A 20,031-nucleotide genomic window follows, 5' to 3' on the forward strand; every position below is an offset into this window, starting at 1 on the left:
GCTCGAAGCGCGGCGCGCGCTCGAACAGGCCGAGCGCGCGGTGGCCGCGGCCCGCCGCGCGGGCGCGGGCCTCGGCGGCACGCTGCGGCTGCGCTTCGTCGACAGCACCGTCAACGCTCTATTGCCGCTGATCTTGCGGGCGTTCCAGGAACGCCATCCAGGCGTCGATTTCCAGCTCGAGGAAGGCACGACCGCCGAGCAGGTGCTCGCGCTGCGCCACGACCGCACGGACGTCGGCCTCGTCGTGCTGCCGGTGGCCGACGCGGGCGACGTGCGCGTCGAGCCGCTGCTGCGCGACCGGATGGTCGCGGCGCTGCCCGACGGTCACCTGCTCGCACGCCGCCGGCACATCGCGCTCGCCGACCTGGCGGACGACCCGTGGGTCATGTTCGCCGCGCACCATGGTCCCGGCATGCATGCGCTGCTCGTGACCGCGTGCGCGCAGGCCGGCTTCGCGCCGCGCGTCGTCCAGCAGCCGCGCCAGATGCAGACGACGGCCGGGCTCGTCGCGGGCGGTATCGGCGTCGCGCTGATGCCGCGCCTGTTCGTGCCGATGCAACCGAAAGGCATTACGTTCTGCGAACTGAAGGGTGCGGGCAGCCCGCTCGCGTACGAGCTGGCGATCGCGTACCGGACGCCATCGCCGCTCGTCGATGCGCTGCGCGAGACCGCGCGGAGCGCGGTGCGCGAACTGGGGCTGGTTGCCGCGACGTGAGTGTGCGCGTGGCGCGCGGCGCTCAGTCGCCGACGAGGTTGAACGCGGCGTCGGTCACGGCACGCCGGAACGCGTCCGGCTGCGTGGGCAGCGACGTGAACTCAAGCATGATGTGGCTGTACGACACCGTGTTGCCGATCGCGGTCGCGATCATGAAGAACAGCACGTTCGGATCGACCGCGCGAATCGCGCCGGCCTGCACGGCGTCCGCCAGCAGCGGGAACATCACGTCGTAATACGGACGGACGAGCCGCTCCTGCAGCCGGTCGAGCCGCCCGCCCACTTCGGTCGCCGCCGTCGAGAAGAACATGCCCATGTCGGGTTCGTCGAACTCATGGTCGACGCACAGCTCGAGTGCGCGCCGCACGCGGTCGCGATGCGACAGCGGCGACGTGCGCAACGCACGCAGCGCATCGAACATCGGCTCGGCGATCTCGACGATCTGCTCGACGACGGCCAGCCACAACGTTTCCTTCGTACCGAAATGATGGGCGATCAGCGCCGCGTCGATGCCCAGCTCGCGCGCGACCTCGCGCACGCTCGTCGCGTCGTAGCCCCGCTTCGCGAACGTACGGCGCGCGGCCCGCAATATCACGTCCGGTCCGACGGACGCCCCGGCCAGCGGCCGCCCTCGCATACGCCGCTTGCCCGGCGCGCGCTCAGTGACTTCAGCCACGTTTCCCTGCTCTCCTTGAACGATTCGAATGCGCCTGTTCCGGCCCCGCTTCAGCACCGCCGAAACCGCGTGATTTGCCCCGCTCCGTTGACACGCGAAGCCGGGAAGCGCTAGGATCATACCTTATTCATCACGTGATGATTTATCCATGGCAACCCCTACACGTATCGTCATCGTCGGCGGCGGGATCGCCGGACTGCAGCTCGCCACGCGTCTGGGTGAGCGTCTCGGCCGGTCCGGGCGCGCACAGGTCACCGTCGTCGACCGCAGCCCGACCCACATCTGGAAACCGATGCTGCACACGATCGCGGCCGGTACGCGCGACGTGCAGCAGCAACAGGTGATCTTCCTCGCCCATGCCCGCGATCACGGTTACACGTACCAGCCCGGCGAACTGAAGGGGCTCGATCGCGCGCGACGCCGCGTGCAGCTCGGCGAGATCCACTCGCAGGACGGCGAACTCGTGCTCGACGCCCGTGAACTCGAATACGACGTGCTGATCCTCGCGCTCGGCAGCCAGGCCAACGATTTCGGCACGCCGGGCGTACGCGAGCACTGCTATTTCATCGACAGCCAGCCGCAGGCCGAGACCTTCAACGAAGCGTTGCGGATGCGCGTATTTCGCAGCATCGCGCGCGACGAGCCGTTCCGCGTCGCGATCGTCGGTGCCGGCGCGACCGGCGTCGAGCTGGCCGCGGAGCTGAGCCGCCTGCTGGAAGTGGCACAAGCCTATGGCGACGAAACGGTACGCGACCGGCTGCAGCTCACGCTGCTTGAAAGCGGCCCGCGCATCCTTGCCGCATTTCCGCCGAAGATTTCCGCATCGGCACAGCAACGGCTCGAACAGATCGGCTTTCACGTGCTGACGTCGACCCGCGTCACGTCGGCCGACGCGAACGGCTTTCACTACGGCGACGGTTCGTTTGCGGAAGCCGACCTGATGGTGTGGGCAGCCGGCGTGAAAGCGCCCGATTTCATGCAGGCGCTCGGCGGCCTCGACACGAATCGCGCGAACCAGATCGTCGTCGGCCCGACGCTGCAGGCAACGGGCGACGAACACGTGTTCGCGATCGGCGATTGCGCGAGCCTGTTGCCCGACGGCCAGGAACGACCGCTGCCGCCCACCGCGCAGGTCGCGACGCAGCAGGCCGAGCATCTCGCGAAGCACCTGCCCGCGTGGCTCGACGGCAAGCCGATGCCGTCGTTCGCGTTCCACGATTTCGGCGCGCTCGTGTCGATCAGCGAGTACGACGCGTTCGGCACGCTCGGGCAGTTCGGGTTCTTTCGTGGCGGCTTCATCCAGGGGCGTCTCGCGCAGTTCAGCCACCTGATGCTCTACCGGCGGCACCAGCAGGCGCTGCACGGCTTCTCCAAGGCGAGCCTGCTGTGGATCGCCGAACGGATCAACGGCTGCGCGCGGCCGCGCATCCGCCTGTCGTGATGCCGCGCGTCGCGGTGCCGCGTAACGTTTCGAGGAAAACTGACATGAACAACCGTATCGCCCCCTGGCTCATGACCGTCGCCGCGATCGGCAGCTTCGACATGCCGTCCGTCTCGTGGGGCACGCCGCGGCGGCGCAGCGTCACGCGCGACCGGCTGCCGTCGTGGGACGCGACGAGCAAGCCGGCCATCAGCGTACTCGAGCGGCCCACGGCCGACACCGTGATGATTTCCTGGCGCGACGCATGCACCGGGCACTACGGTTATCAGAAGTGGCGGCTGTTCACCACGCGCAAGCGCGGCGTGTGCGCGCTGTCGGGGCAGCCGATCGAGATCGGCGACAGCGTCTATGCACCGCAATTGCTCGGCTCGACGCCGGGCAACGCCGCCGCGATGGTGCTGGCCGCGTGCATCGACGCGGCCCGCCCCGCAGAGGCGGCCTGAAGGCGCGGGATACCGCGTCAGGACCAGCGCGACAGCATCCGGTTCGCGCAAGCTGCACACCGGCTCGGCACGCGCGTGCTGCTGGTCACCGACGAATGACATTCGCCGATCGGGGAATGTGCGGAGATCGTGCTGCGGATCCAGCGGCAGCCGTTCGCGATGCTGCAGACCAACGTGCCGGCGCTCGCGCTCGCCGAAGCGCTCGTGATCGGCGTGACGAACCGGTTGCCCGAGCTGGCAAGGCAGCGGATGGAGAGGATCGAGTCGCTCAATACCGGCGGAATCGAGCAGCACGCCAACAGTCGCGATCTGCCCGAATGACGATCGCACGCCATTCGGGCACGGACTTCAGCTCTCGACATCCTCGAGACTGAACACTTCCGTCTTGTCGTTGTACGAAAAGACTTCGCCGTAACGCCCCCAGTCGATCACCGCGTCGAGCGTTTCCTCCGCGGCTTCATCGGACAGGAAATCCTCCAGCTCCTGCTCGAAGCGCACGCGCGGCGCGCGATGGCCCGGACGCTCGTTCAGCACCTTTCTGATCCGTGCAGCCAGCGGCACGTGCTTCAGCAGGTGGTCCGCGAACATCAGCTTGCGCTCCTGCGTACCGAATTCCGCGAACACACGCGCCGGCGGCGTGAGGAACACGTCCCCTTCCCGCACGTCCGCGAAGCCGAGGTATTGCAGTACTTCGGCGATCGGGAACAGTTCGTCGACCTCGAGGTGCAGCGTGCGCGCGATTTCCGGCATGTCCGCGCGGCCATGGTACGGCGCCATCGCCAACGTTTCGATCAGGCCGGCCATCAGGTTGGTCGACACGCGCGGCATCCAGCTGCCGAGCTCCAGCCCCTTCTTCGTCGCCTCGCCGGTCTGGCGGGCGGTCATCTTCGCGTAGATGTCGTCGACGAGCTTGCGGAAATCCGTGTCGAGCCGGTTGCGCGGATGCTTGAACGGCACCTTGATCTCGGCGATCACACGGCCCGGGTTCGACGACAGCACCAGGATCCGGTCGCACATGAACACCGCTTCCTCGATGTTGTGCGTAACGATCAGCACCGACTTGATCGGCATGCGGCCCTGCGTCCACAGATCGAGCAGGTCGGTACGCAGCGTCTCGGCGGTCAGCACGTCGAGCGCGGAGAACGGCTCGTCCATCAGCAGGATCGTCGGATCGACAACGAGCGCGCGCGCGAAGCCCACACGCTGGCGCATGCCGCCCGACAGCTCGCGCGGGTACGCGTTCTCGAAACCGTCGAGACCGATCAGGTCGATCGCGGCGAGCGCACGCTCGCGCCGCTCGCGCGCTCCGACGCCGAGCGCCTCCAGCCCGGCTTCCACGTTCTGCAGCACGGTGAGCCACGGGAACAGCGCGAAGGTCTGGAACACCATCGCGACGCCTTCGGCCGGGCCGCGCAGCGGCTTGCCGAGGTAGGTCACCTCGCCACCGGTCGGCTCGATCAGCCCGGCGATGATGCGCAGCAGCGTCGATTTGCCCGAGCCGGAACGGCCGAGCAGGCCGACGATCTCGCCTTCGCGCAGCGACAGGTTTGCATCGTCGAGCACGAGCAGTTCGCCCTGCGTCTTGTTGAAGCCGCGGCTCACGTGCTCCACGCGCAGGATTTCTTCGCCGAGGCGCGGCGGCTGCAGCGGCTGGGACGTCTTGACGGGGGCGTTGATAACGTTCGAATTTTGCATCGCGCTTACTCTCAATCGAGACGGAGCCGGGATTCCGCATAGGCGTACATCGGACGCCACAGCAGACGGTTGAACAAGGTAACGAACAGGGACATCACGGCGATGCCCAGGATGATCTTCGGAAAATCGCCGGCGGCGGTGGTCTGCGCGATGTACGAGCCCAGGCCGTGCGCGACGACCTTCGTGTCGCCCCACTGCACGAACTCGGACACGATGCTCGCGTTCCACGCGCCGCCCGACGCGGTGATCGCACCGGTCACGTAGTACGGGAAGATGCCCGGCAGGATCGCCTGCCGCCACCACTGCCAGCCACGGATGCGGAAATTCTTCGTCGCTTCCTTATAGTCGTTCGGGTAGGACATCGCGCCGGCGATCACGTTGAACAGGATGTACCACTGCGTGCCGAGCACGATCAGCGGCGACAGCCAGATGTCGGCATTCAGGTGGAAGTGGACGATCACGATCACGAACACCGGGAACAGCAGGTTCGCCGGGAACGCCGCGAGGAACTGCGCGAGCGGCTGGATCTTCTCCGCCAGCTTCGGGCGCAGCCCGATCAGCACGCCGAGCGGCACCCAGACCAGCGACGCGATCGCGATCAGCACCAGCACGCGCAACAGCGTGACGAGCCCGAGCCCGAGCACGTGGCCGACCTCGCCCATCGTCACGCCGGTCGCGACGAAGCTGACGACGCGCCACGCGACGTACAGCGTCAGCAGGATCACGAACGCGCCCCACACGATGTCGCCGATGCGCGACGAGCGGCGCGCCGATGCGCCGCGCGCACGCGTGCCCTGCAGCGACGGCGCGCGCAGCGGAATCCGCGCGGCCTGCGACAGCAGCCAGCCGGCCGGCACGAGCAGCTGATGGATCAGGTGCGTGCGGCGCATCATGTCGAGCAGCCAGGATTGCGGCGCATCGCCCGACGCGGTGTTCTCCATCCGGAATTTGTCGGCCCACGCGACGAGCGGGCGGAACAGGAACTGGTCATAGGCGAGGATCACGACCGACATCGCGACGATCACCCAGCCGACCGCACCGAGGTTCTTGTCCGAGATCGCCTGCGCGAGATACGCGCCGATGCCCGGCAGCGTGATCGTCTGGTTGCCGACGGTGATCGCCTCGGATGCGACGACGAAGAACCAGCCGCCCGACATCGACATCATCATGTTCCAGATCAGGCCCGGCATCGAGAACGGCACTTCGAGCTTCCAGAAGCGTTGCCACGGCGTCAGGTGAAAGCCGCGCGACACTTCGCTCAGGTCGCGCGGCACCGTGCGCAACGACTGGTAGAAGCTGAACGTCATGTTCCACGCCTGGCTCGTGAAGATCGCGAAGATCGCGGCCAGCTCGGCACCGAGCACGCGGCCCGGAAACAGCGCGAGGAAGAACGTGACGGTAAACGAGATGTAGCCGAGCACCGGCACCGACTGCAGGATGTCGAGGATCGGGATCAGCACCATGCCGGCGCGGCGGCTCTTCGCGGCGAGCGTGCCGTAGACGAGCGTGAACGCGAGCGACGCGACCATCGCGGCCAGCATCCGCAGCGTGGTGCGCAACGCGTATTCGGGCAGGTTCGACGGATCGAGCGAGATCTTCTGCGTCTGCAGTACGCCGATCGGCGCCATCGTCTGGTGAAAACCGACGATCGCCATCGCGAGTATGCCGATGATCAGCGGAAACGCGACGGCGTCCCAGCGATTGGGGAGCACGCGCCACGCGGACGCGTTGGCGGTACGGTTCGGGTCGAAGAAACGGAGATCCATCGGTAGCGTCTTGTGTCGAATTGAAAGTCGATGGGTCCGGCCGCGTCCCGCGCGGCCGGGCGTCGCGCCCCCCGGCGCGAATCAGAACAGCCTGTGCAGCGCCCAGTACAACGCCGCCGACAGCGCGATCGATGCGGGCAGCGTCAGCACCCATGCGAGCACGAGGTTGCGCACGGTATCCCAGCGCAGGCCCGCGCCGCTCGCCGTCATCGTGCCGGCCACGCCCGACGCGAGCACATGCGTCGTCGACACCGGCAGCCCGTAAGCGTCGGCCATCCCGATCGTCAGCATCGCGACGGCTTCGGCCGACGCGCCCTGCCCGTACGTGAGATGCGACTTGCCGATCTTCTCGCCGACCGTCACGACGATCCGCTTCCAGCCGACCATCGTGCCGAGGCCGAGTGCAATCGCGACCGCGACCTTCACCCACGTCGGGATGAATTTCGTCGCGCGGTCCATCTGCTTCCTGAATGCTTCGAGCGCGCTCGCGTCCTCGACCGAGAACGCCGGTGCCTTCGCCTTCTCCATCAGGCGGATCGCCTCGGACGCGACGTACATGTTGTTGCGCACGTTGTCGACGAGGTTCTGCGGCACGCTCGAGATGCCGCCGGCCTGCGCGACCTGGTCGGCAATCGTGTCGGTCAGCTTGCCCAGCGCCGGGATCGTCGCGGCGGTCAGCTTGCGCGTGCGCACGTACGCTTCGACATCGGCACGCGGGTTGGCGGACTGCGCGGCCGGGTCCGCGTACTTGACGAGCGTCGTCGACGCATGGCGCGCGACCGCGACGAACGTGCTCGTCTGGTCCGGCGTCACGGCCTTGTTCAGCGCATACGCGGTCGGCATCACGCCGATCAGGATCAGCATGATCAGGCCCATGCCCTTCTGCCCGTCGTTCGAGCCGTGCGCGAACGACACGCCCGTGCAGGTCAGGATCAGCAGCAGGCGAATCCAGAACGGCGGCGGCGTGTTGCCCTTCGGCTCCTGATACAGGGCCGGCACGCGCACGAGCGCCCTCAGCAGCAACAGCACCAGCGCGGACAGCACGAAGCCGATCAGCGGCGAGAACAGCAGCGCCTTGCCGACGCCGAGCGCCTGGTTCCAGTCGACGCCGCTCGTGCCCGACGGGCCGCTGACGATCTGGTTCATCAGGCCGACGCCGATGATCGAGCCGACGAGCGTGTGCGAGCTCGACGACGGCAGGCCGAAATACCAGGTTGCGAGGTTCCACGTGACGGCCGCGATCAGCAGCGCGAACACCATCGCGAAACCCGAGCCGCTGCCGACCTGCAGGATCAGCTCGACCGGCAGCAACTGCAGGATGCCGAACGCGACGGCGCCGCTCGACACGAGCACGCCGCACAGGTTCCACAGGCCCGACCAGACGACCGCGAGGTGCGGATCGAGCGAATGCGTATAGATGACGGTCGCGACCGCGTTCGCGGTGTCGTGAAAGCCGTTCACGAATTCGAAGCCGAGCGCGATCAGCAGCGCGACGATCAGCAGCAGGAACGGGAGGACCGAGCTTTCCTTGACGGGGCTGAGATCGGCACCGAGATGAACACCGACGTAGACGATGCCGCAGGCAATGATCAGAAAAAACAGCGCGAGGCTGACGGCACGCGTGCGGTTGCTGACCGCACCGCTGGTTTCCGTTGCCGCGAGATTCGGCATGAAGGGGCTCCGGAGAGGTGACTCGGAGTGGCAGGCTATCGATCGGCCGTGACGCAAATGTGACGTGTCACTTACAGGACATTGACAGGTCATCTTTCAGGAACAGCGCGTCGCCGCGCAATCCGTGAACACGGGTGATCGACCGTGTCGCGCGCGGGAATAAATCCGCCGCTTCGCCGGTATGGCACGCGAAGGCGCCGGTTTATTCCAGGACGATCCGGCCGTCCCGTTTCGTCACACGATTGCGAGGCTCCCATGTCTTCATCGACCCCCACCCGCCCGTCGCGCCGCAAGGCCCTGCAATGCATGGCCTTCGGCGGCCTCGGCACGCTGTTTACGCTGTCGGGCGGCATCCTGACGCCGTTCGACCTGGCGCTCGCGCAGACCGGCGACGCGCTCCCGGCCAACGCGGGCAGGCCGCTGTTCGTGCAGGTCAGCGACACGCACATCGGCTTCAACAAGGACGCGAATCCCGATGTATCGGCCACGCTCAAGCAGACGATCGAACTCGTCAACGGGATGCCCGCGATGCCCGCGCTGGCCATCCACACGGGCGATATCACGCACCTGTCCAAGGCCGAGGAGTTCGACCACGCGTCGCAGCTGCTGTCCGCGCTGCGCGTGCCGGAACTGCATACGGTGCCCGGCGAGCACGACGTCACCGACGGTTCGGGCGCCGAATATTTCAGCCGGTTCGGCAAGGCGTCGGACAACCGCGGCTATTACAGCTTCGATCACGCGGGCGTGCACTTCATCGGCCTCGTCAACGTGATGCACTTCAAGCCGAACGGGCTCGGCAGCTTCGGCGACGACCAGCTCGCATGGCTCGCGCAGGATCTCAAGGGCCGCTCGTCGAGCACGCCGATCGTCGTGTTCTCGCACATGCCGATGTGGACCATCTACGAGCCGTGGGGCTGGGGCACCGGCGACGCGCCGCAGACGATGGCGCTGCTGCGACGCTTCGGCTCGGTCACCGTGCTGAACGGACACATCCACCAGATCGTGTCGAAGGTCGAGGGCAACGTGACGTTCCACACCGCGCGCTCCACCGCGTTCCCGCAGCCGACGGCCGGCAACGGCCCGGGCCCCGTGCCGCTCACCGTGCCGCGCGACCGGCTGCCCGCGATGCTCGGCGTGACGACCGTCGAATTCGCGGGCCATCCGGTTGCGTCGTCGCTGCACGATGCAACGCTGGCCTGACGCACCGAACCGCAAGGAGACCGACATGACCCGCTTCAAGCACGCCAGCCTCGTCGCGGCGCTGATCCTGTGCGCCACCGCCCCGCTCGCCGCATTCGCCCAGGGCCCGGACGGCCCGCTCGTGACGATCCGCAATTTCATGTTTTCGCCGATGTCGACCACGATCAAGGCCGGTACGACCGTCACATGGAAGAACCTCGACGGGGAACCGCATACGGTCGTCAACGACGCCGGCATCTTTCACTCGTCGGCACTCGACCAGGGCGACACGTACTCGTTCCGCTTCGACAAGCCGGGCGTCTACAAGGTGTTCTGCGGGATTCACCCGTACATGAAGGAGACCATCACGGTGGAATGACGCGGCGCACCACGACACGCGCGGACGAATGGCGGGCAGCGGCGCCTACAATGCCCGCATCCCATTCGCCCGCGTGGCCGACGGAGCCGCCCATGCCCAGGATCGACCTCAGCGCCGTGCCCGAACGCCGCGGCAGCGGCTATCCGCCGCCGTTCGACGCGCCGTGCGCGCAGCGCATCCGCCAGCGCGTCGGCGACGCCGGCGGGTTGCGCGATTTCGGCGTCAACCTGATGCGCGTGCCGCCGGGCGGCTGGTCGGCGCAGCGCCACTGGCATTCCGACGAAGACGAATTCGTCTACGTGCTCGAAGGCGAACTCGTGATGATCGAGGATGACGGCGAAACCGTGCTGCGCGCGGGCGACTGCGCGGCGTTTCCGAAAGGCTCCGGCAACGGCCATCACCTGGTCAACCGGTCGGAGGCGCTCGCCGTCTATCTCGAGGTCGGCTCGCGCTCGCCAGACGACGTGATCACCTGCGCCGACATCGACATGATGAGCCCGAGCCGCGACGGCCGGTTCCTGCACAAGGACGGCACGCCTTACCCGGACGCGTGACGCCGGTCGCTCGCGGATGCACCGCGAAGCACGGCGCGCGCGCCGGGCTCCGGCTTCGCGACGCCGACCACCGCGCCTAAGGGCCTAAGGGCCTAAGGGCCTAAGGGCCTAAGGGCCGGAAGCGACCGGCGAAGCAGGCGCGAATTGCCGTTGCGCGGCGCGCGATCCCCGCCGGCCATCGCCTACACTGAATCGAGCCATTCGGTTCCGACCCACCTTCACACGCAGCGAGGCGAGCCATGACCGCGAGCGAACCGGCACGCATGAACCTCCCTGGACAAGTCGTGCTCGTGCTCCAGGGCGGCGGCGCACTGGGCGCGTTCCAGCTCGGCGTCTTTCAGGCGATGGACGAAGCCGGGATCCGGCCCGACTGGGTGGTCGGCACGTCGATCGGTGCGATCAACGCGGCGCTGATCGCCGGGAATCCGCCGGAGCAGCGTTACGACAGGCTGTCGGCGTTCTGGCGGCGCGTGACCGAACGAACCCGTTTCGACGTCCCGCCGCTGGTGCCCGGCTGGGACCGGATGCTGGCCGAGCTGATGATCATCGGCGGCGGCATCGCGGGATTCTTCCAGCCCAATCCGGCATCGTGGCTCGGGCCGATGGTGCGCCTCGGCGTCGATCGTGCGTCGTATTACCGGATCGCACCGCTGCGCGACACACTCGCGTCGCTGATCGACCCCGACCTGCTGAACGCGGGCCGCCCGCGCCTGACCGTCAGCGCGGTCAATGCGTGCACCGGCACGATGCGCTATTTCGATTCGCGCGATACGCGGCTCGGGATCGAGCACATCATGAGTTCGGGCGCGCTGCCGCCCGCGTTTCCGGCGATACGGATCGACGGCGAGCCTTACTGGGACGGCGGCGTGTATTCGAATACGCCGGTCGAGGTCGTGCTCGACGACAATCCGCGCCGCAGCTCGGTCATCTTCTCGGTGCAGATGTGGAATCCGGCCGGCCCCGAGCCCGAGAGCATCTGGCAGGTGTCGGAGCGACAGAAGGACATCCAGTACGCGAGCCGCACCGACAGCCACATCGCACGCCAGCAGCAGATCCACCGGTTGCGCCACGTGATCCGCGAACTGGCCCGCCACGTGCCGGAAGCCGAACGCGCGTCGCCGGCCGTGCGCCGGCTCGCCGCGTGGGGATGCGAAACCACGATGCATCTGGTCAAGCTCGCGGCGCCGCGCCTCGCCAGCGACAATCAGCTGAAGGACATCGATTTCACGCCGGCCGGCATCGCGGCCCGCAGGCAGGCCGGTTACGACGCCGCGCGGCGGGCGATCGCCGCACGTCCGTGGGAACTGCCGACCGACCCGACGGAAGGGCTGACGGTATTCGACCCGGACGCGGCGCCGGGCGCCGAAACACCGGCCTGACGCGCGGCGCCGCCATCGCGCGCCGGCAGCATGGCGAAATCACGCGCGCTCGGCCTCCGATCGATCGTCGACGCGGCGGTTATCACACGACGGCACGACGGCTTACGGCAATTCCGCGCGCACGGCCGGCGCGGTACCGGCGACCACCGGACACGATTGCGGCAGCGCCTGCCCGAACAGCACGGCGAGCCCGCAGGCGGACGTGAACATGCCGCGATTGTCGTGCCCGATGCCCGGCACTTCGACGACCTGCTGCGCGAGATCGTCCGGATGCCGCTTCTTCAGGTAGTCGAAATACGCGAGCCCGCGCGCGAGCCGATACGGGCCTTGCGCCATCGCCGCGCACGAACGGTCGATGAAGTGCGTGTAAGGGTTCGTGTCGGCCTGCCCGAGCAGGTACACGACATGACGCGCCGCGTAGCGCGTTTCGAGTGCGCGCACGTCCTGCGACGCGACATAGGGCGGCGCCGACTCCAGCCCGTATTTCCACTCGTTCGCGCGCGGGCAGGTGCCGCCTGCGATCGCCTGGCCGTCCGGCCGTTCGTCGTCGAAATACAGGTAGCTCGACGGGTTCGCGACCACATAACGCACGGCGATGCCGGCCCGTACCAGCGCGTCGCCTTCGTGCCCGGCCACCGCATAGCGCTGCAGCAACTGCGCACCGGCGGAATGGCCGATCACGACCACGCTCGACAACGCGGGATACCGGCTGCGGTCGGCGAAATGCGCGAGCAATGCGTCGAGCGCGGTGAACGAACTGATCGGCGCCGGCTGGCGGGCCGCGTCGCCGCCCTTCCATCCTTCCTGCGTCCAGGCGAGCGTTTGCGCGGGCAACGAAAACGCGCGCGTATCGGCACGCGTCAGGAACTGCGGTGCGACGACCATCGTGCCCTTGCCGGCCGCACCGGCCTTGTCGACGACCTCGCGCCCCGATGCGTAGTACGCGTCGGCATTGCGAAGCGTGCCGTGAATCACGACGAAGACCCGCGTGACATCGGGCGCGGCCTGGTCGAGCGGACGATCGGCGTAGACAGGCAGCACCGCATTGCCCTGCGGCGTATCGACGGCCACGCGCTGGCCGGCGACGGCCTTGACCGGCGCCTCGAGGCGTTCGCGCTGCGTGAGCGTGGCGGCTTCGGCCGGACGCGCGCCGCCCGGCATGCCGATGGCGGCACAGGCTGCCGCGAGCGAAACGGCACACGACAGCGTTCGGGCGGCCGGCAGCACGCGCGAGAACCGGAGGTTGGCGAAGGCGACGGAAATGAGAGACATGGCGACGGATCGAGTGGCGGATATGACTTTAACGGCGAGGGTCGCAAAATCCGTCGCCGGTGGCCGGGTAGTCGATCACCGGCACGCGCGGCGAATCGGGCAGCGTGCCGATCTCCGCTGCGGGCGCATGGTGTTGAGGATCGTAGCAGAGCGAATCGTCGAAGACCCGCTCGCCGACGCGGCGGTTGCGGCCACCCTCGGCAATGAACGCGTGCTCGACACCGCGATTCCCGCCTCGGCAATGGGCGCAACGCGACTCGCGGCGCGTCGGCGCGGGCGCCGCCCGGGGGCGCGTCAGCCCGATGCCGCGGACGAGTCGCACTGCATCCGCTGCACGATCGCGTCCAGTTCGCCGATATGGTTGGCGACCGCCTGCCTGCCCGCGCGTGCCCATCCGTCGAACGACGTCATCCCGCTCACCGCGCCGACGAACGCCACGCCGGCGCGCTCGGCCGCCTGCGCGTCCACCGCGTGGTCGCCCACGTAGATCGCCGAACGAGCGGGCACGCCAAGCCGCGCCAACGCCAGCACGAGCCCTTCGGGGTCGGGCTTGTGACGCTGCACGTCTTCCCCACCGATCAGCACGTCGACGAGCGATTGCAACTGGTTCAGCGCAAGAATCGCCTCGATCCGGTAGCGAAACTTCGACGAAACGATCGCGACCGCGAGCCCCTGCTCGCGCAGACGCGCGAGCAGGGGCGGCACCTCGGGATAGATGCGCGTGCCGCGCACCATGATCTCGTCGGCCCGCACCACGAAGTGACGCGCGAACGCGTCGGCCCGCGCCGGCTCGGTTTCGCCCGTCAGCGAGCGGAACATCTCGTGCAGCGGCAGCCCGATCACGGCAGCGATCTGAACCGGCGTCGCGCCGGCGGCATCCAGCTGATGCAACGCGTACTCCGTGCACGCGACGATCGCGGCGGACGAATCCGCCAGCGTCAGATCGAAATCGAAGATGACGGCCCGAACAGACATGAAAAAACTCCGCAAAAAAATCGGTTCGTGCGCGATGGACGAACCGGCATGACGTTGCGATGCGCACCCGCGCGTCGATCGATCGGCGCGCCTGGCCGGAATACTCGCGATCGGCCGCGTCGAACCCGTCCGGGTCGCGCCTCGCCGCGTAGCATCCCACAGGATGCGCAACGCGGTGCGTCGCCCGGGCAGATCCGGCGACGAGGCGCTGCTCGAATTGCCGAAGCTCGCGGCTACCCGCCCCCGATACGCGTGCCCATACGCTCGCGCACGTCGATGCGACGCAGGGAAGGAACGAGATCGTCGACGTGCCCGACTGAGGGCCAGATGGCGCGTGGCGGGACGGCGGCTCCGCTCCGCGCCCTTCGCGGGCGCCTTGCTCTGTCCCCGCAATCGCCCTTCGCTATCAACCCTATTGCCGGCAATGCTTTCAAACATATCGTCAAGTTCCGATATAAGATTCGCCCATCGACGATACCTCGTTACCCGAGCGAAACGCCAAACCTGTCCATGCCGACCGAACTCGACATCGAAGCGATCCTGAAAGCGCTCTCGAACCCCGTGCGCCGGGAAATCCTCGCCTGGCTGAAAACGCCGGACGTGCATTTCCCGAACCAGACGCTGCCGTATGAACACGGCGTCTGCGCGGGCCAGATCGACGCGCGCTGCGGGCTGTCGCAATCGACCGTCTCCGCGCATCTCGCGACGCTGCAGCGCGCGGGGCTCGTAACGTCGACGCGGATCGGCCAGTGGGCGTTTTTCCAGCGCAACGAGGCCGTCATCGACGCATTTCACGACGCACTGCGCCGCGAACTCTAGCTAACGGCCGAACCGGCCATGCGGGCCGCCGCCGCACATGACGCGCCGGCTTCCCCGCCTTTCGTGAAGAGGTTATCTGCCATGCCTACACTGTTCGACCCCGTTACCCTCGGCGACCTGACCCTGCCGAACCGCATCGTGATGGCGCCGCTCACCCGCGCCCGTGCGGGTACGACGCGCGTGCCGAACGCACTGATGGCGCGCTATTACCGCGAGCGCGCATCGGCCGGCCTGATCATTACCGAAGCGACGTCGGTCACGCCGCAGGGCGTCGGTTATGCCGATACGCCCGGCATCTGGTCCGACGAACAGGTCGAAGGCTGGAAGCAGGTGACGCAGGCCGTGCACGCGGCCGGCGGGCGCATCGTGCTGCAGCTCTGGCACGTCGGCCGGATCTCCGACCCGGTATTCCTGAACGGCGACCTGCCGGTCGCACCGAGCGCCATCGCCGCGGGCGGCCACGTGAGCCTGGTGCGTCCGCAGCGCCCGTACGTGACGCCGCGCGCGCTCGAACTCGACGAGATCCCGGGCATCGTCGCCGCGTACCGCAAGGGTGCCGAGAACGCGAAGGCCGCCGGCTTCGACGGTGTCGAGATCCACGGCGCGAACGGCTACCTGCTCGACCAGTTCCTGCAGGACAGCACCAACCACCGCACCGATGCGTACGGCGGCCCGATCGAGAACCGCGCGCGCCTGCTGCTCGAAGTGGTCGACGCCGCGATCGACGTGTGGGGCGCCGGCCGTGTCGGCGTGCACCTCGCACCGCGCGGTGACGCACACACGATGGGCGATTCCGATCCGGCGGCCACGTTCGGCTATGTCGCGCGCGAACTCGGCCGCCGCAAGATCGCGTTCATCTTCACGCGCGAATCGTATTCGGGCGACCACCTGAGCCCGCGCCTGAAGGAAGCGTTCGGCGGCCCGCTGATCGCCAACGAGCAGTTCACGCTCGACACCGCGCAAGCCGCGCTCGCCAGCGGCAACGCCGACGCGATCGCATGGGGCAAGCTGTTCATCGCGAACCCCGACCTGCCGCGCCGCCTCGAACTCGGCGCACCGCTCAACCAGCCGGTGCCGGAGACGTTCTACGCGGAAGGCGAAACGGGTTATACCGATTACCCGGCGCTGAGCGACGCGGCCTGATTGCGCGACAGCGCACGCGCGATGAACGGAGCGGCCCCGCCCGTCCGTTCGTCGCGCACACCATCCCCAGGGCGGGCACGTCACGTGTCCGCCCCTCCCGTTCACCGCCTGCCTTCCACGTCGGACGCTTCCGCGAACAGCGCCAGACCGACCAGACTCGCGACGCTGCATCCCAGCACATACCACGCAGGCGCGTAAAAGCTGCCGGTCGCGCGCCACATCGCGCCGACGATCAGTTGCGCGAACCCACCGAAAATCGTCACGCCGAGCGCATAGATCATCCCGAGCGACATCGCCCGCACCTCGGGCCGAAACGCATAGAGGATCATCACGAAGCCGGCCGGACTCGACAGTGTCATCAAGCCGATCAGCACGATCACGACCGCAACCGCGGTGCCCGCCGACGGCCACATCTTCATCGCGTAAAACGCCGGCAGCACGAGCACGGCCGACGCGACGCACGTCACGCCCACCAGCCGCTTGCGACGACGCACGCGATCCGCGAGCCGTCCCGCGAACGGCGAACCGATCAGCAGCACAGCACCGGCCGCGCAGCCCGACAGCAGCGACACCGATGCCGGCATGCCGACGGTCAGCGTCAGGAACGACGGCAGGAAAAACACGATCGTATAGGTGGTCGACGTGCCGCCGATCACGAGCAGCGTGCCGGCCGCGACCTGCCGCCACGGAATGCGCGCACGCTCGCGCGGTGCGCCGGCCGCTGCGTGCGGCAGCGTATCGTCCAGATGGCGCCGCAGGTAAAAGCCGACCGGGCCGATCAGCAGACCGAGCACGAACGGGACGCGCCACCCCCACGCGTGCAGCGCGTCGGGCGGCAGTGCGCGCGACAGCGTCAGCGCGACGAACGCGCCGACGAGCGTCGCACCGCCCTGGCTCGCCATCTGCCAGCTCACCCGCTCGCCGCGCCGGCCGGTGTCACCCGACTCCATCAGCAAGGTCGTCGCGGCCCCCACTTCGCCACCCGCCGAAAAGCCCTGCAGCAGACGCCCGATGACGATCAGCAGCGGCGCGGCGATGCCGATCTGCGCATAGGTCGGCGCGAAGCCGATGATCCCGGTGCCGAGCGCCATCAATGCGACCGTCAGCACGAGCGCGGGCTTGCGGCCGGCACGGTCCGCATAGGCGCCGATCGCGACGCTGCCGAGCGGCCGTGCGACGAACCCGACACCGAACGTCGCGAGCGACAGCATCAGCGCGCCTAGATCGCTCGACGCGGGAAAGAACAGCTTGCCGATCAATGCGGCGAAGAAACTGTAGACGGTGAAGTCGAAGAATTCGAGCCCGTTGCCGAGTGCGGCCGCAACGACCGTGCGGCGCGTGACGCGCGGCCCGGACTCGACCGGCGCAGCGGCCGTGCGATTCAGGGTATGCATCGGAAATTCCCGTTCAGAAGTTGTGATACATGCCGAGCGACAGCGTCACGGGTGTCGTCCCGGTGCGCGGTGCCGTTCCGCCCGGTTCGGTCGGCAGCGGATTGCCGTTCAGCAATACGGTCGAGATGCCGTAGTTGCGGATGAACCCCGCACGCGCGTAGAGGCCCGTGCGTTTCGACAGCAGGTAGTCGTAGCCCAGCATCGCACCGAGTGCCGAATCCCTGGCCGGCTGGCCGGCCGCGTCGCGCACACCCGACGTATCGCGATAGACGACCGACGCGCGAATCGCATTGACGCCGAACGGCACGATCGCGCCGAGCGTGTAGACGCGCGCGATGCCGTCGCCGGCCAGCTTCGGCGCGTACTGGTTGAACGATGCGGACAGCACGATCCGCCCGGTGTCATAGACGGCACCGAGCCCGTACAGGTCGTTGCGCACGGTGCTCGCCCCGTTGACGCCCCACACCTGGTTGTAGCTCGCGGCCAGATAGGTCGTGCCGTTGTACCACTGCAGCAGCGCGCCTTGCGCGGACGCCGCGGGTGCCCGCCCGGCCACGTTGCTCGGCGCAAGCATCAGCATCAGCGACGTGGTGCCCGCGACGATCGGCGTCCGGTACGTGATGGCGTTGTCGACGCGCGCCGGCAATTGCGTCGCCCCCGGCCCGAGGTCCGAGTTGTAGCCGACGCCGCGGCTCGTCTGCACGGCTGCCGCGCCCAGCCACGTATAGACCGAGTTCGTGCCCACCGTGCCGAACACGTCGATGAACAGCGGCAGCGCCGTGCCGATCTGCTTGCCGAGACGCAACCGGCCGTAGCTGTCCGACGACAGGCCGACCCACGATTGCCTGTTGTACGTCGATTGCGCATCCTGCTGCGCGCCGCTGTTCGCGAGAAAACCGCTTTCAAGGTTGAACTCGGCGCGCCAGCCGCCACCGAGGTTCTCGCGGCCGAAGAAGCCGAACTTGGAGGTCCACTCGCCGCCGCTCTGCGTCTGCCACAGCGAACGGCCGCCGACCGTCTGGTAGTTGATCCCCATGTCGAGCGAACCATACAGCGCGACGCCCTCCGTCATCCTGCCGTTGTACTCGGGCACCGCCGCCAGCAACACGTCCTGATAGGGCACGGCGCGCGCGTTGCCGGCGCCGAACGCGAGACAGGCCGCGCCTAGTGCAAATCGCTTTTTCATTCGTCATCCTTATCGTCAAGTCAACCCGGGTCCGGCCGGCGCATCTCCTTTGCGCCTTCGTCAGTCCATCTTCAGGAAGCGTTCGGCAATCCCGGCGAAATAGGCCGCCCCCCAGCTCAGCGCGGAGTCGTTGAAGTCGTAATGCGGGTTGTGCACCGAACATCCGCCCCGGGAATCGACGCCGTTACCGACCAGCACGTAGCAACTCGGTGCGCATTCGGTCATCCACGAGAAATCCTCGCTGCCCATCACGCCATCGGGCAACAGCGTGAGCGCGCCTTCGCCGGCCAGCGCCGCAATCGTCTCCACCGCGAGATCCGACGCCGCACGGTCGTTGTCCACGACACGCGAGATCGACCGGTATTCGATCTGCGCGGTCATCCCGAACGCCTGCGCCTGCGCGTCGACGATCCGGCGGATCCGTGCCTCGATTTCGTCGCGCGTGGTCGCGTCGAGCGCGCGCACGGACAACTGCAACGTCGCCGTTTCCGGGATCACGTTCGGGGCAGTGCCCGCATGGAACGTGCCGACGGTCACGACGGCCGGCTTCAGCGGATCGACGTTGCGGGAGACGATCGATTGCAGCGCGGTCACGATTTGCGCGCCCGCGACGATCGGGTCGCTCGCGAGCTGCGGCATCGCACCATGGCCGCCTTTGCCCGTCACGGTGATCGTCACCGAATCGGACGACGCCATCATCGGCCCGTAGCGCAACGCGAAATGGCCGACCGGCACGCCCGGCGCGTTGTGCAGCGCATACACGCGTTCGCACGGGAAACGTTCGAACAGGCCGTCGTCGATCATCCGCTTCGCGCCACCGAGCCCTTCCTCGGCCGGCTGGAAGATCACGTTGAGCGTGCCGTCGAAACGGCCCTGTTCGGCAAGATAGTGGGCGGCGGCCAGCAAGATCGCCGTGTGGCCGTCGTGACCGCATGCGTGCATCGTGCGCGCAACCGTGCTCGCATACGGCAGCCCCGTCGCCTCCTCGATCGGCAGCGCATCCATGTCGGCGCGCAGGCCGAGCGTGCGCACCGACGCGCCGCGCCGCAACTGGCCGACGACGCCGGTGCCTCCCACCCCCGTCGTCACGTCGTAGCCCCATGTGGCCAGTTGTTCGGCGACGAGCTGCGCGGTGCGGGTCTCGGCGAAACCGAGTTCGGGATGAGCGTGGATGTCGCGGCGGATCGCAACGAATCGGGACTCCGACTCGAGAATCGCCGCGAGTACGTGAGCAAGGTTCTGCGTCATGGATGGCTCCGTGGAATCGGCCGCCTCGCGACCGTCCGGCCAAGCATAGAGACGCGTTTCGGGTCAAAAAACTCACGAATTTTGATGCAGATAACT

General features: G+C 67.8%; 20 protein-coding genes. 10 read left to right on the forward strand and 10 right to left on the reverse strand.

Annotation, left to right across the window (positions count from 1 at the left end; translation table 11 throughout):
* Positions 1-715: LysR family substrate-binding domain-containing protein (locus L810_RS38840; RefSeq protein ID WP_042978066.1), on the forward strand; the 715-nt coding region annotated here is incomplete at its 5' end.
* 22 nt (positions 716-737) lie between these two features.
* Here the strand turns inward: L810_RS38840 and L810_RS38845 are convergent.
* Positions 738-1,391 (reverse strand): TetR/AcrR family transcriptional regulator, encoded by a 654-nt coding sequence (locus tag L810_RS38845; RefSeq protein ID WP_042978068.1) that lies wholly within the window; start codon positions 1,389-1,391, stop codon positions 738-740.
* Between the two features lie 148 nt (positions 1,392-1,539).
* Between L810_RS38845 and L810_RS38850 the strand changes: the two genes are divergently transcribed.
* From L810_RS38850 to L810_RS49895, 3 genes are all read left to right on the forward strand, one after another.
* The gene (locus L810_RS38850) at positions 1,540-2,832 is read left to right on the forward strand and encodes an NAD(P)/FAD-dependent oxidoreductase (RefSeq protein WP_021163618.1); all 1,293 of its coding nucleotides are present in this window, start codon (positions 1,540-1,542) and stop codon (positions 2,830-2,832) included.
* Positions 2,833-2,876: 44 nt separating this feature from the next.
* Complete coding sequence (locus L810_RS38855) at positions 2,877-3,275, forward strand: DUF3331 domain-containing protein (RefSeq protein ID WP_021163619.1); 399 nt, start codon at positions 2,877-2,879, stop codon at positions 3,273-3,275.
* 129 nt (positions 3,276-3,404) lie between these two features.
* Positions 3,405-3,596: a hypothetical protein gene (locus tag L810_RS49895; RefSeq protein ID WP_226193006.1), complete on the forward strand. Its 192-nt coding sequence runs from the start codon at positions 3,405-3,407 to the stop codon at positions 3,594-3,596.
* A 27-nt stretch (positions 3,597-3,623) separates the two neighbouring features.
* On the opposite strand, the gene L810_RS38865 is transcribed toward L810_RS49895, so the two are convergent.
* From L810_RS38865 to L810_RS38875, 3 genes are all read right to left on the reverse strand, one after another.
* Entirely contained in the window at positions 3,624-4,970 is a 1,347-nt protein-coding gene (locus L810_RS38865; RefSeq protein ID WP_021163621.1) for an ABC transporter ATP-binding protein, read from the reverse strand.
* Between the two features lie 11 nt (positions 4,971-4,981).
* Complete coding sequence (locus L810_RS38870; RefSeq protein ID WP_021163622.1) at positions 4,982-6,736, reverse strand: ABC transporter permease; 1,755 nt, start codon at positions 6,734-6,736, stop codon at positions 4,982-4,984.
* 81 nt (positions 6,737-6,817) lie between these two features.
* On the reverse strand, positions 6,818-8,407 hold the full coding sequence (locus L810_RS38875) for an inorganic phosphate transporter (RefSeq protein WP_021163623.1): 1,590 nt from the start codon (positions 8,405-8,407) through the stop codon (positions 6,818-6,820).
* 255 nt (positions 8,408-8,662) lie between these two features.
* Between L810_RS38875 and L810_RS38880 the strand changes: the two genes are divergently transcribed.
* The 4 genes from L810_RS38880 (at position 8,663) to L810_RS38895 (ending at position 11,898) form a co-directional block, all read left to right on the forward strand.
* Positions 8,663-9,607: a metallophosphoesterase family protein gene (locus tag L810_RS38880; RefSeq protein WP_021163624.1), complete on the forward strand. Its 945-nt coding sequence runs from the start codon at positions 8,663-8,665 to the stop codon at positions 9,605-9,607.
* Positions 9,608-9,632: 25 nt separating this feature from the next.
* On the forward strand, positions 9,633-9,965 hold the full coding sequence (locus tag L810_RS38885) for a cupredoxin domain-containing protein (RefSeq protein ID WP_021163625.1): 333 nt from the start codon (positions 9,633-9,635) through the stop codon (positions 9,963-9,965).
* 92 nt (positions 9,966-10,057) lie between these two features.
* Complete coding sequence (locus L810_RS38890; RefSeq protein WP_021163626.1) at positions 10,058-10,519, forward strand: cupin domain-containing protein; 462 nt, start codon at positions 10,058-10,060, stop codon at positions 10,517-10,519.
* Between the two features lie 239 nt (positions 10,520-10,758).
* Entirely contained in the window at positions 10,759-11,898 is a 1,140-nt protein-coding gene (locus tag L810_RS38895) for a patatin-like phospholipase family protein (RefSeq protein ID WP_021163627.1), read from the forward strand.
* Positions 11,899-12,000: 102 nt separating this feature from the next.
* On the opposite strand, the gene L810_RS38900 is transcribed toward L810_RS38895, so the two are convergent.
* From L810_RS38900 to L810_RS49450, 3 genes are read right to left on the reverse strand one after another with little or no spacing between them, the layout of a single operon-like run.
* Positions 12,001-13,170: an alpha/beta fold hydrolase gene (locus L810_RS38900; RefSeq protein ID WP_021163628.1), complete on the reverse strand. Its 1,170-nt coding sequence runs from the start codon at positions 13,168-13,170 to the stop codon at positions 12,001-12,003.
* A 28-nt stretch (positions 13,171-13,198) separates the two neighbouring features.
* Positions 13,199-13,492, reverse strand: coding sequence for a hypothetical protein (locus tag L810_RS38905; protein WP_021163629.1), 294 nt, complete (start codon positions 13,490-13,492; stop codon positions 13,199-13,201).
* Positions 13,465-14,583, reverse strand: a complete 1,119-nt coding sequence (locus L810_RS49450; protein WP_021163630.1) for an HAD family hydrolase — start codon at positions 14,581-14,583, stop codon at positions 13,465-13,467. Before L810_RS49450 ends, L810_RS38905 begins: the two co-directional genes overlap by 28 nt.
* Positions 14,584-14,655: 72 nt before the next feature.
* Between L810_RS49450 and L810_RS38915 the strand changes: the two genes are divergently transcribed.
* Together L810_RS38915 and L810_RS38920 are read left to right on the forward strand one after the other, a co-directional pair.
* Positions 14,656-14,964 (forward strand): ArsR/SmtB family transcription factor, encoded by a 309-nt coding sequence (locus tag L810_RS38915; RefSeq protein ID WP_027789442.1) that lies wholly within the window; start codon positions 14,656-14,658, stop codon positions 14,962-14,964.
* 81 nt (positions 14,965-15,045) lie between these two features.
* Entirely contained in the window at positions 15,046-16,107 is a 1,062-nt protein-coding gene (locus L810_RS38920; protein WP_042978074.1) for an alkene reductase, read from the forward strand.
* A gap of 101 nt (positions 16,108-16,208) precedes the next feature.
* On the opposite strand, the gene L810_RS38925 is transcribed toward L810_RS38920, so the two are convergent.
* Genes L810_RS38925 through L810_RS38935 form a run of 3 tightly spaced genes read right to left on the reverse strand, consistent with a single transcriptional unit; the run spans position 16,209 to position 19,935 of the window.
* The gene (locus L810_RS38925; RefSeq protein ID WP_021163631.1) at positions 16,209-17,501 is read right to left on the reverse strand and encodes an MFS transporter; all 1,293 of its coding nucleotides are present in this window, start codon (positions 17,499-17,501) and stop codon (positions 16,209-16,211) included.
* A 13-nt stretch (positions 17,502-17,514) separates the two neighbouring features.
* Positions 17,515-18,687, reverse strand: a complete 1,173-nt coding sequence (locus tag L810_RS38930) for a porin (protein ID WP_021163632.1) — start codon at positions 18,685-18,687, stop codon at positions 17,515-17,517.
* 60 nt (positions 18,688-18,747) lie between these two features.
* Complete coding sequence (locus tag L810_RS38935; RefSeq protein ID WP_021163633.1) at positions 18,748-19,935, reverse strand: M20 aminoacylase family protein; 1,188 nt, start codon at positions 19,933-19,935, stop codon at positions 18,748-18,750.
* Positions 19,936-20,031 lie beyond the last annotated feature (96 nt).

The organism is Burkholderia sp. AU4i, assembly GCF_000466765.1.
Classification (GTDB): Bacteria; Pseudomonadota; Gammaproteobacteria; order Burkholderiales; family Burkholderiaceae; genus Burkholderia; species Burkholderia cepacia.

What these genes read in the sequence shown, in the direction of transcription:
- L810_RS38850 (WP_021163618.1), top strand. Translation starts at nt 1,540, where the DNA reads ATGGCAACCCCTACACGTATCGTCATCGTCGGCGGCGGGATCGCCGGA.
- L810_RS38855 (WP_021163619.1), top strand. Translation starts at nt 2,877, where the DNA reads ATGAACAACCGTATCGCCCCCTGGCTCATGACCGTCGCCGCGATCGGC.
- L810_RS38865 (WP_021163621.1), bottom strand. Translation starts at nt 4,970, where the DNA reads ATGCAAAATTCGAACGTTATCAACGCCCCCGTCAAGACGTCCCAGCCG.
- L810_RS38870 (WP_021163622.1), bottom strand. Translation starts at nt 6,736, where the DNA reads ATGGATCTCCGTTTCTTCGACCCGAACCGTACCGCCAACGCGTCCGCG.
- L810_RS38875 (WP_021163623.1), bottom strand. Translation starts at nt 8,407, where the DNA reads ATGCCGAATCTCGCGGCAACGGAAACCAGCGGTGCGGTCAGCAACCGC.
- L810_RS38880 (WP_021163624.1), top strand. Translation starts at nt 8,663, where the DNA reads ATGTCTTCATCGACCCCCACCCGCCCGTCGCGCCGCAAGGCCCTGCAA.
- L810_RS38885 (WP_021163625.1), top strand. Translation starts at nt 9,633, where the DNA reads ATGACCCGCTTCAAGCACGCCAGCCTCGTCGCGGCGCTGATCCTGTGC.
- L810_RS38890 (WP_021163626.1), top strand. Translation starts at nt 10,058, where the DNA reads ATGCCCAGGATCGACCTCAGCGCCGTGCCCGAACGCCGCGGCAGCGGC.
- L810_RS38895 (WP_021163627.1), top strand. Translation starts at nt 10,759, where the DNA reads ATGACCGCGAGCGAACCGGCACGCATGAACCTCCCTGGACAAGTCGTG.
- L810_RS38900 (WP_021163628.1), bottom strand. Translation starts at nt 13,170, where the DNA reads ATGTCTCTCATTTCCGTCGCCTTCGCCAACCTCCGGTTCTCGCGCGTG.
- L810_RS49450 (WP_021163630.1), bottom strand. Translation starts at nt 14,583, where the DNA reads ATGTTTGAAAGCATTGCCGGCAATAGGGTTGATAGCGAAGGGCGATTG.
- L810_RS38915 (WP_027789442.1), top strand. Translation starts at nt 14,656, where the DNA reads ATGCCGACCGAACTCGACATCGAAGCGATCCTGAAAGCGCTCTCGAAC.
- L810_RS38920 (WP_042978074.1), top strand. Translation starts at nt 15,046, where the DNA reads ATGCCTACACTGTTCGACCCCGTTACCCTCGGCGACCTGACCCTGCCG.
- L810_RS38925 (WP_021163631.1), bottom strand. Translation starts at nt 17,501, where the DNA reads ATGCATACCCTGAATCGCACGGCCGCTGCGCCGGTCGAGTCCGGGCCG.
- L810_RS38930 (WP_021163632.1), bottom strand. Translation starts at nt 18,687, where the DNA reads ATGAAAAAGCGATTTGCACTAGGCGCGGCCTGTCTCGCGTTCGGCGCC.
- L810_RS38935 (WP_021163633.1), bottom strand. Translation starts at nt 19,935, where the DNA reads ATGACGCAGAACCTTGCTCACGTACTCGCGGCGATTCTCGAGTCGGAG.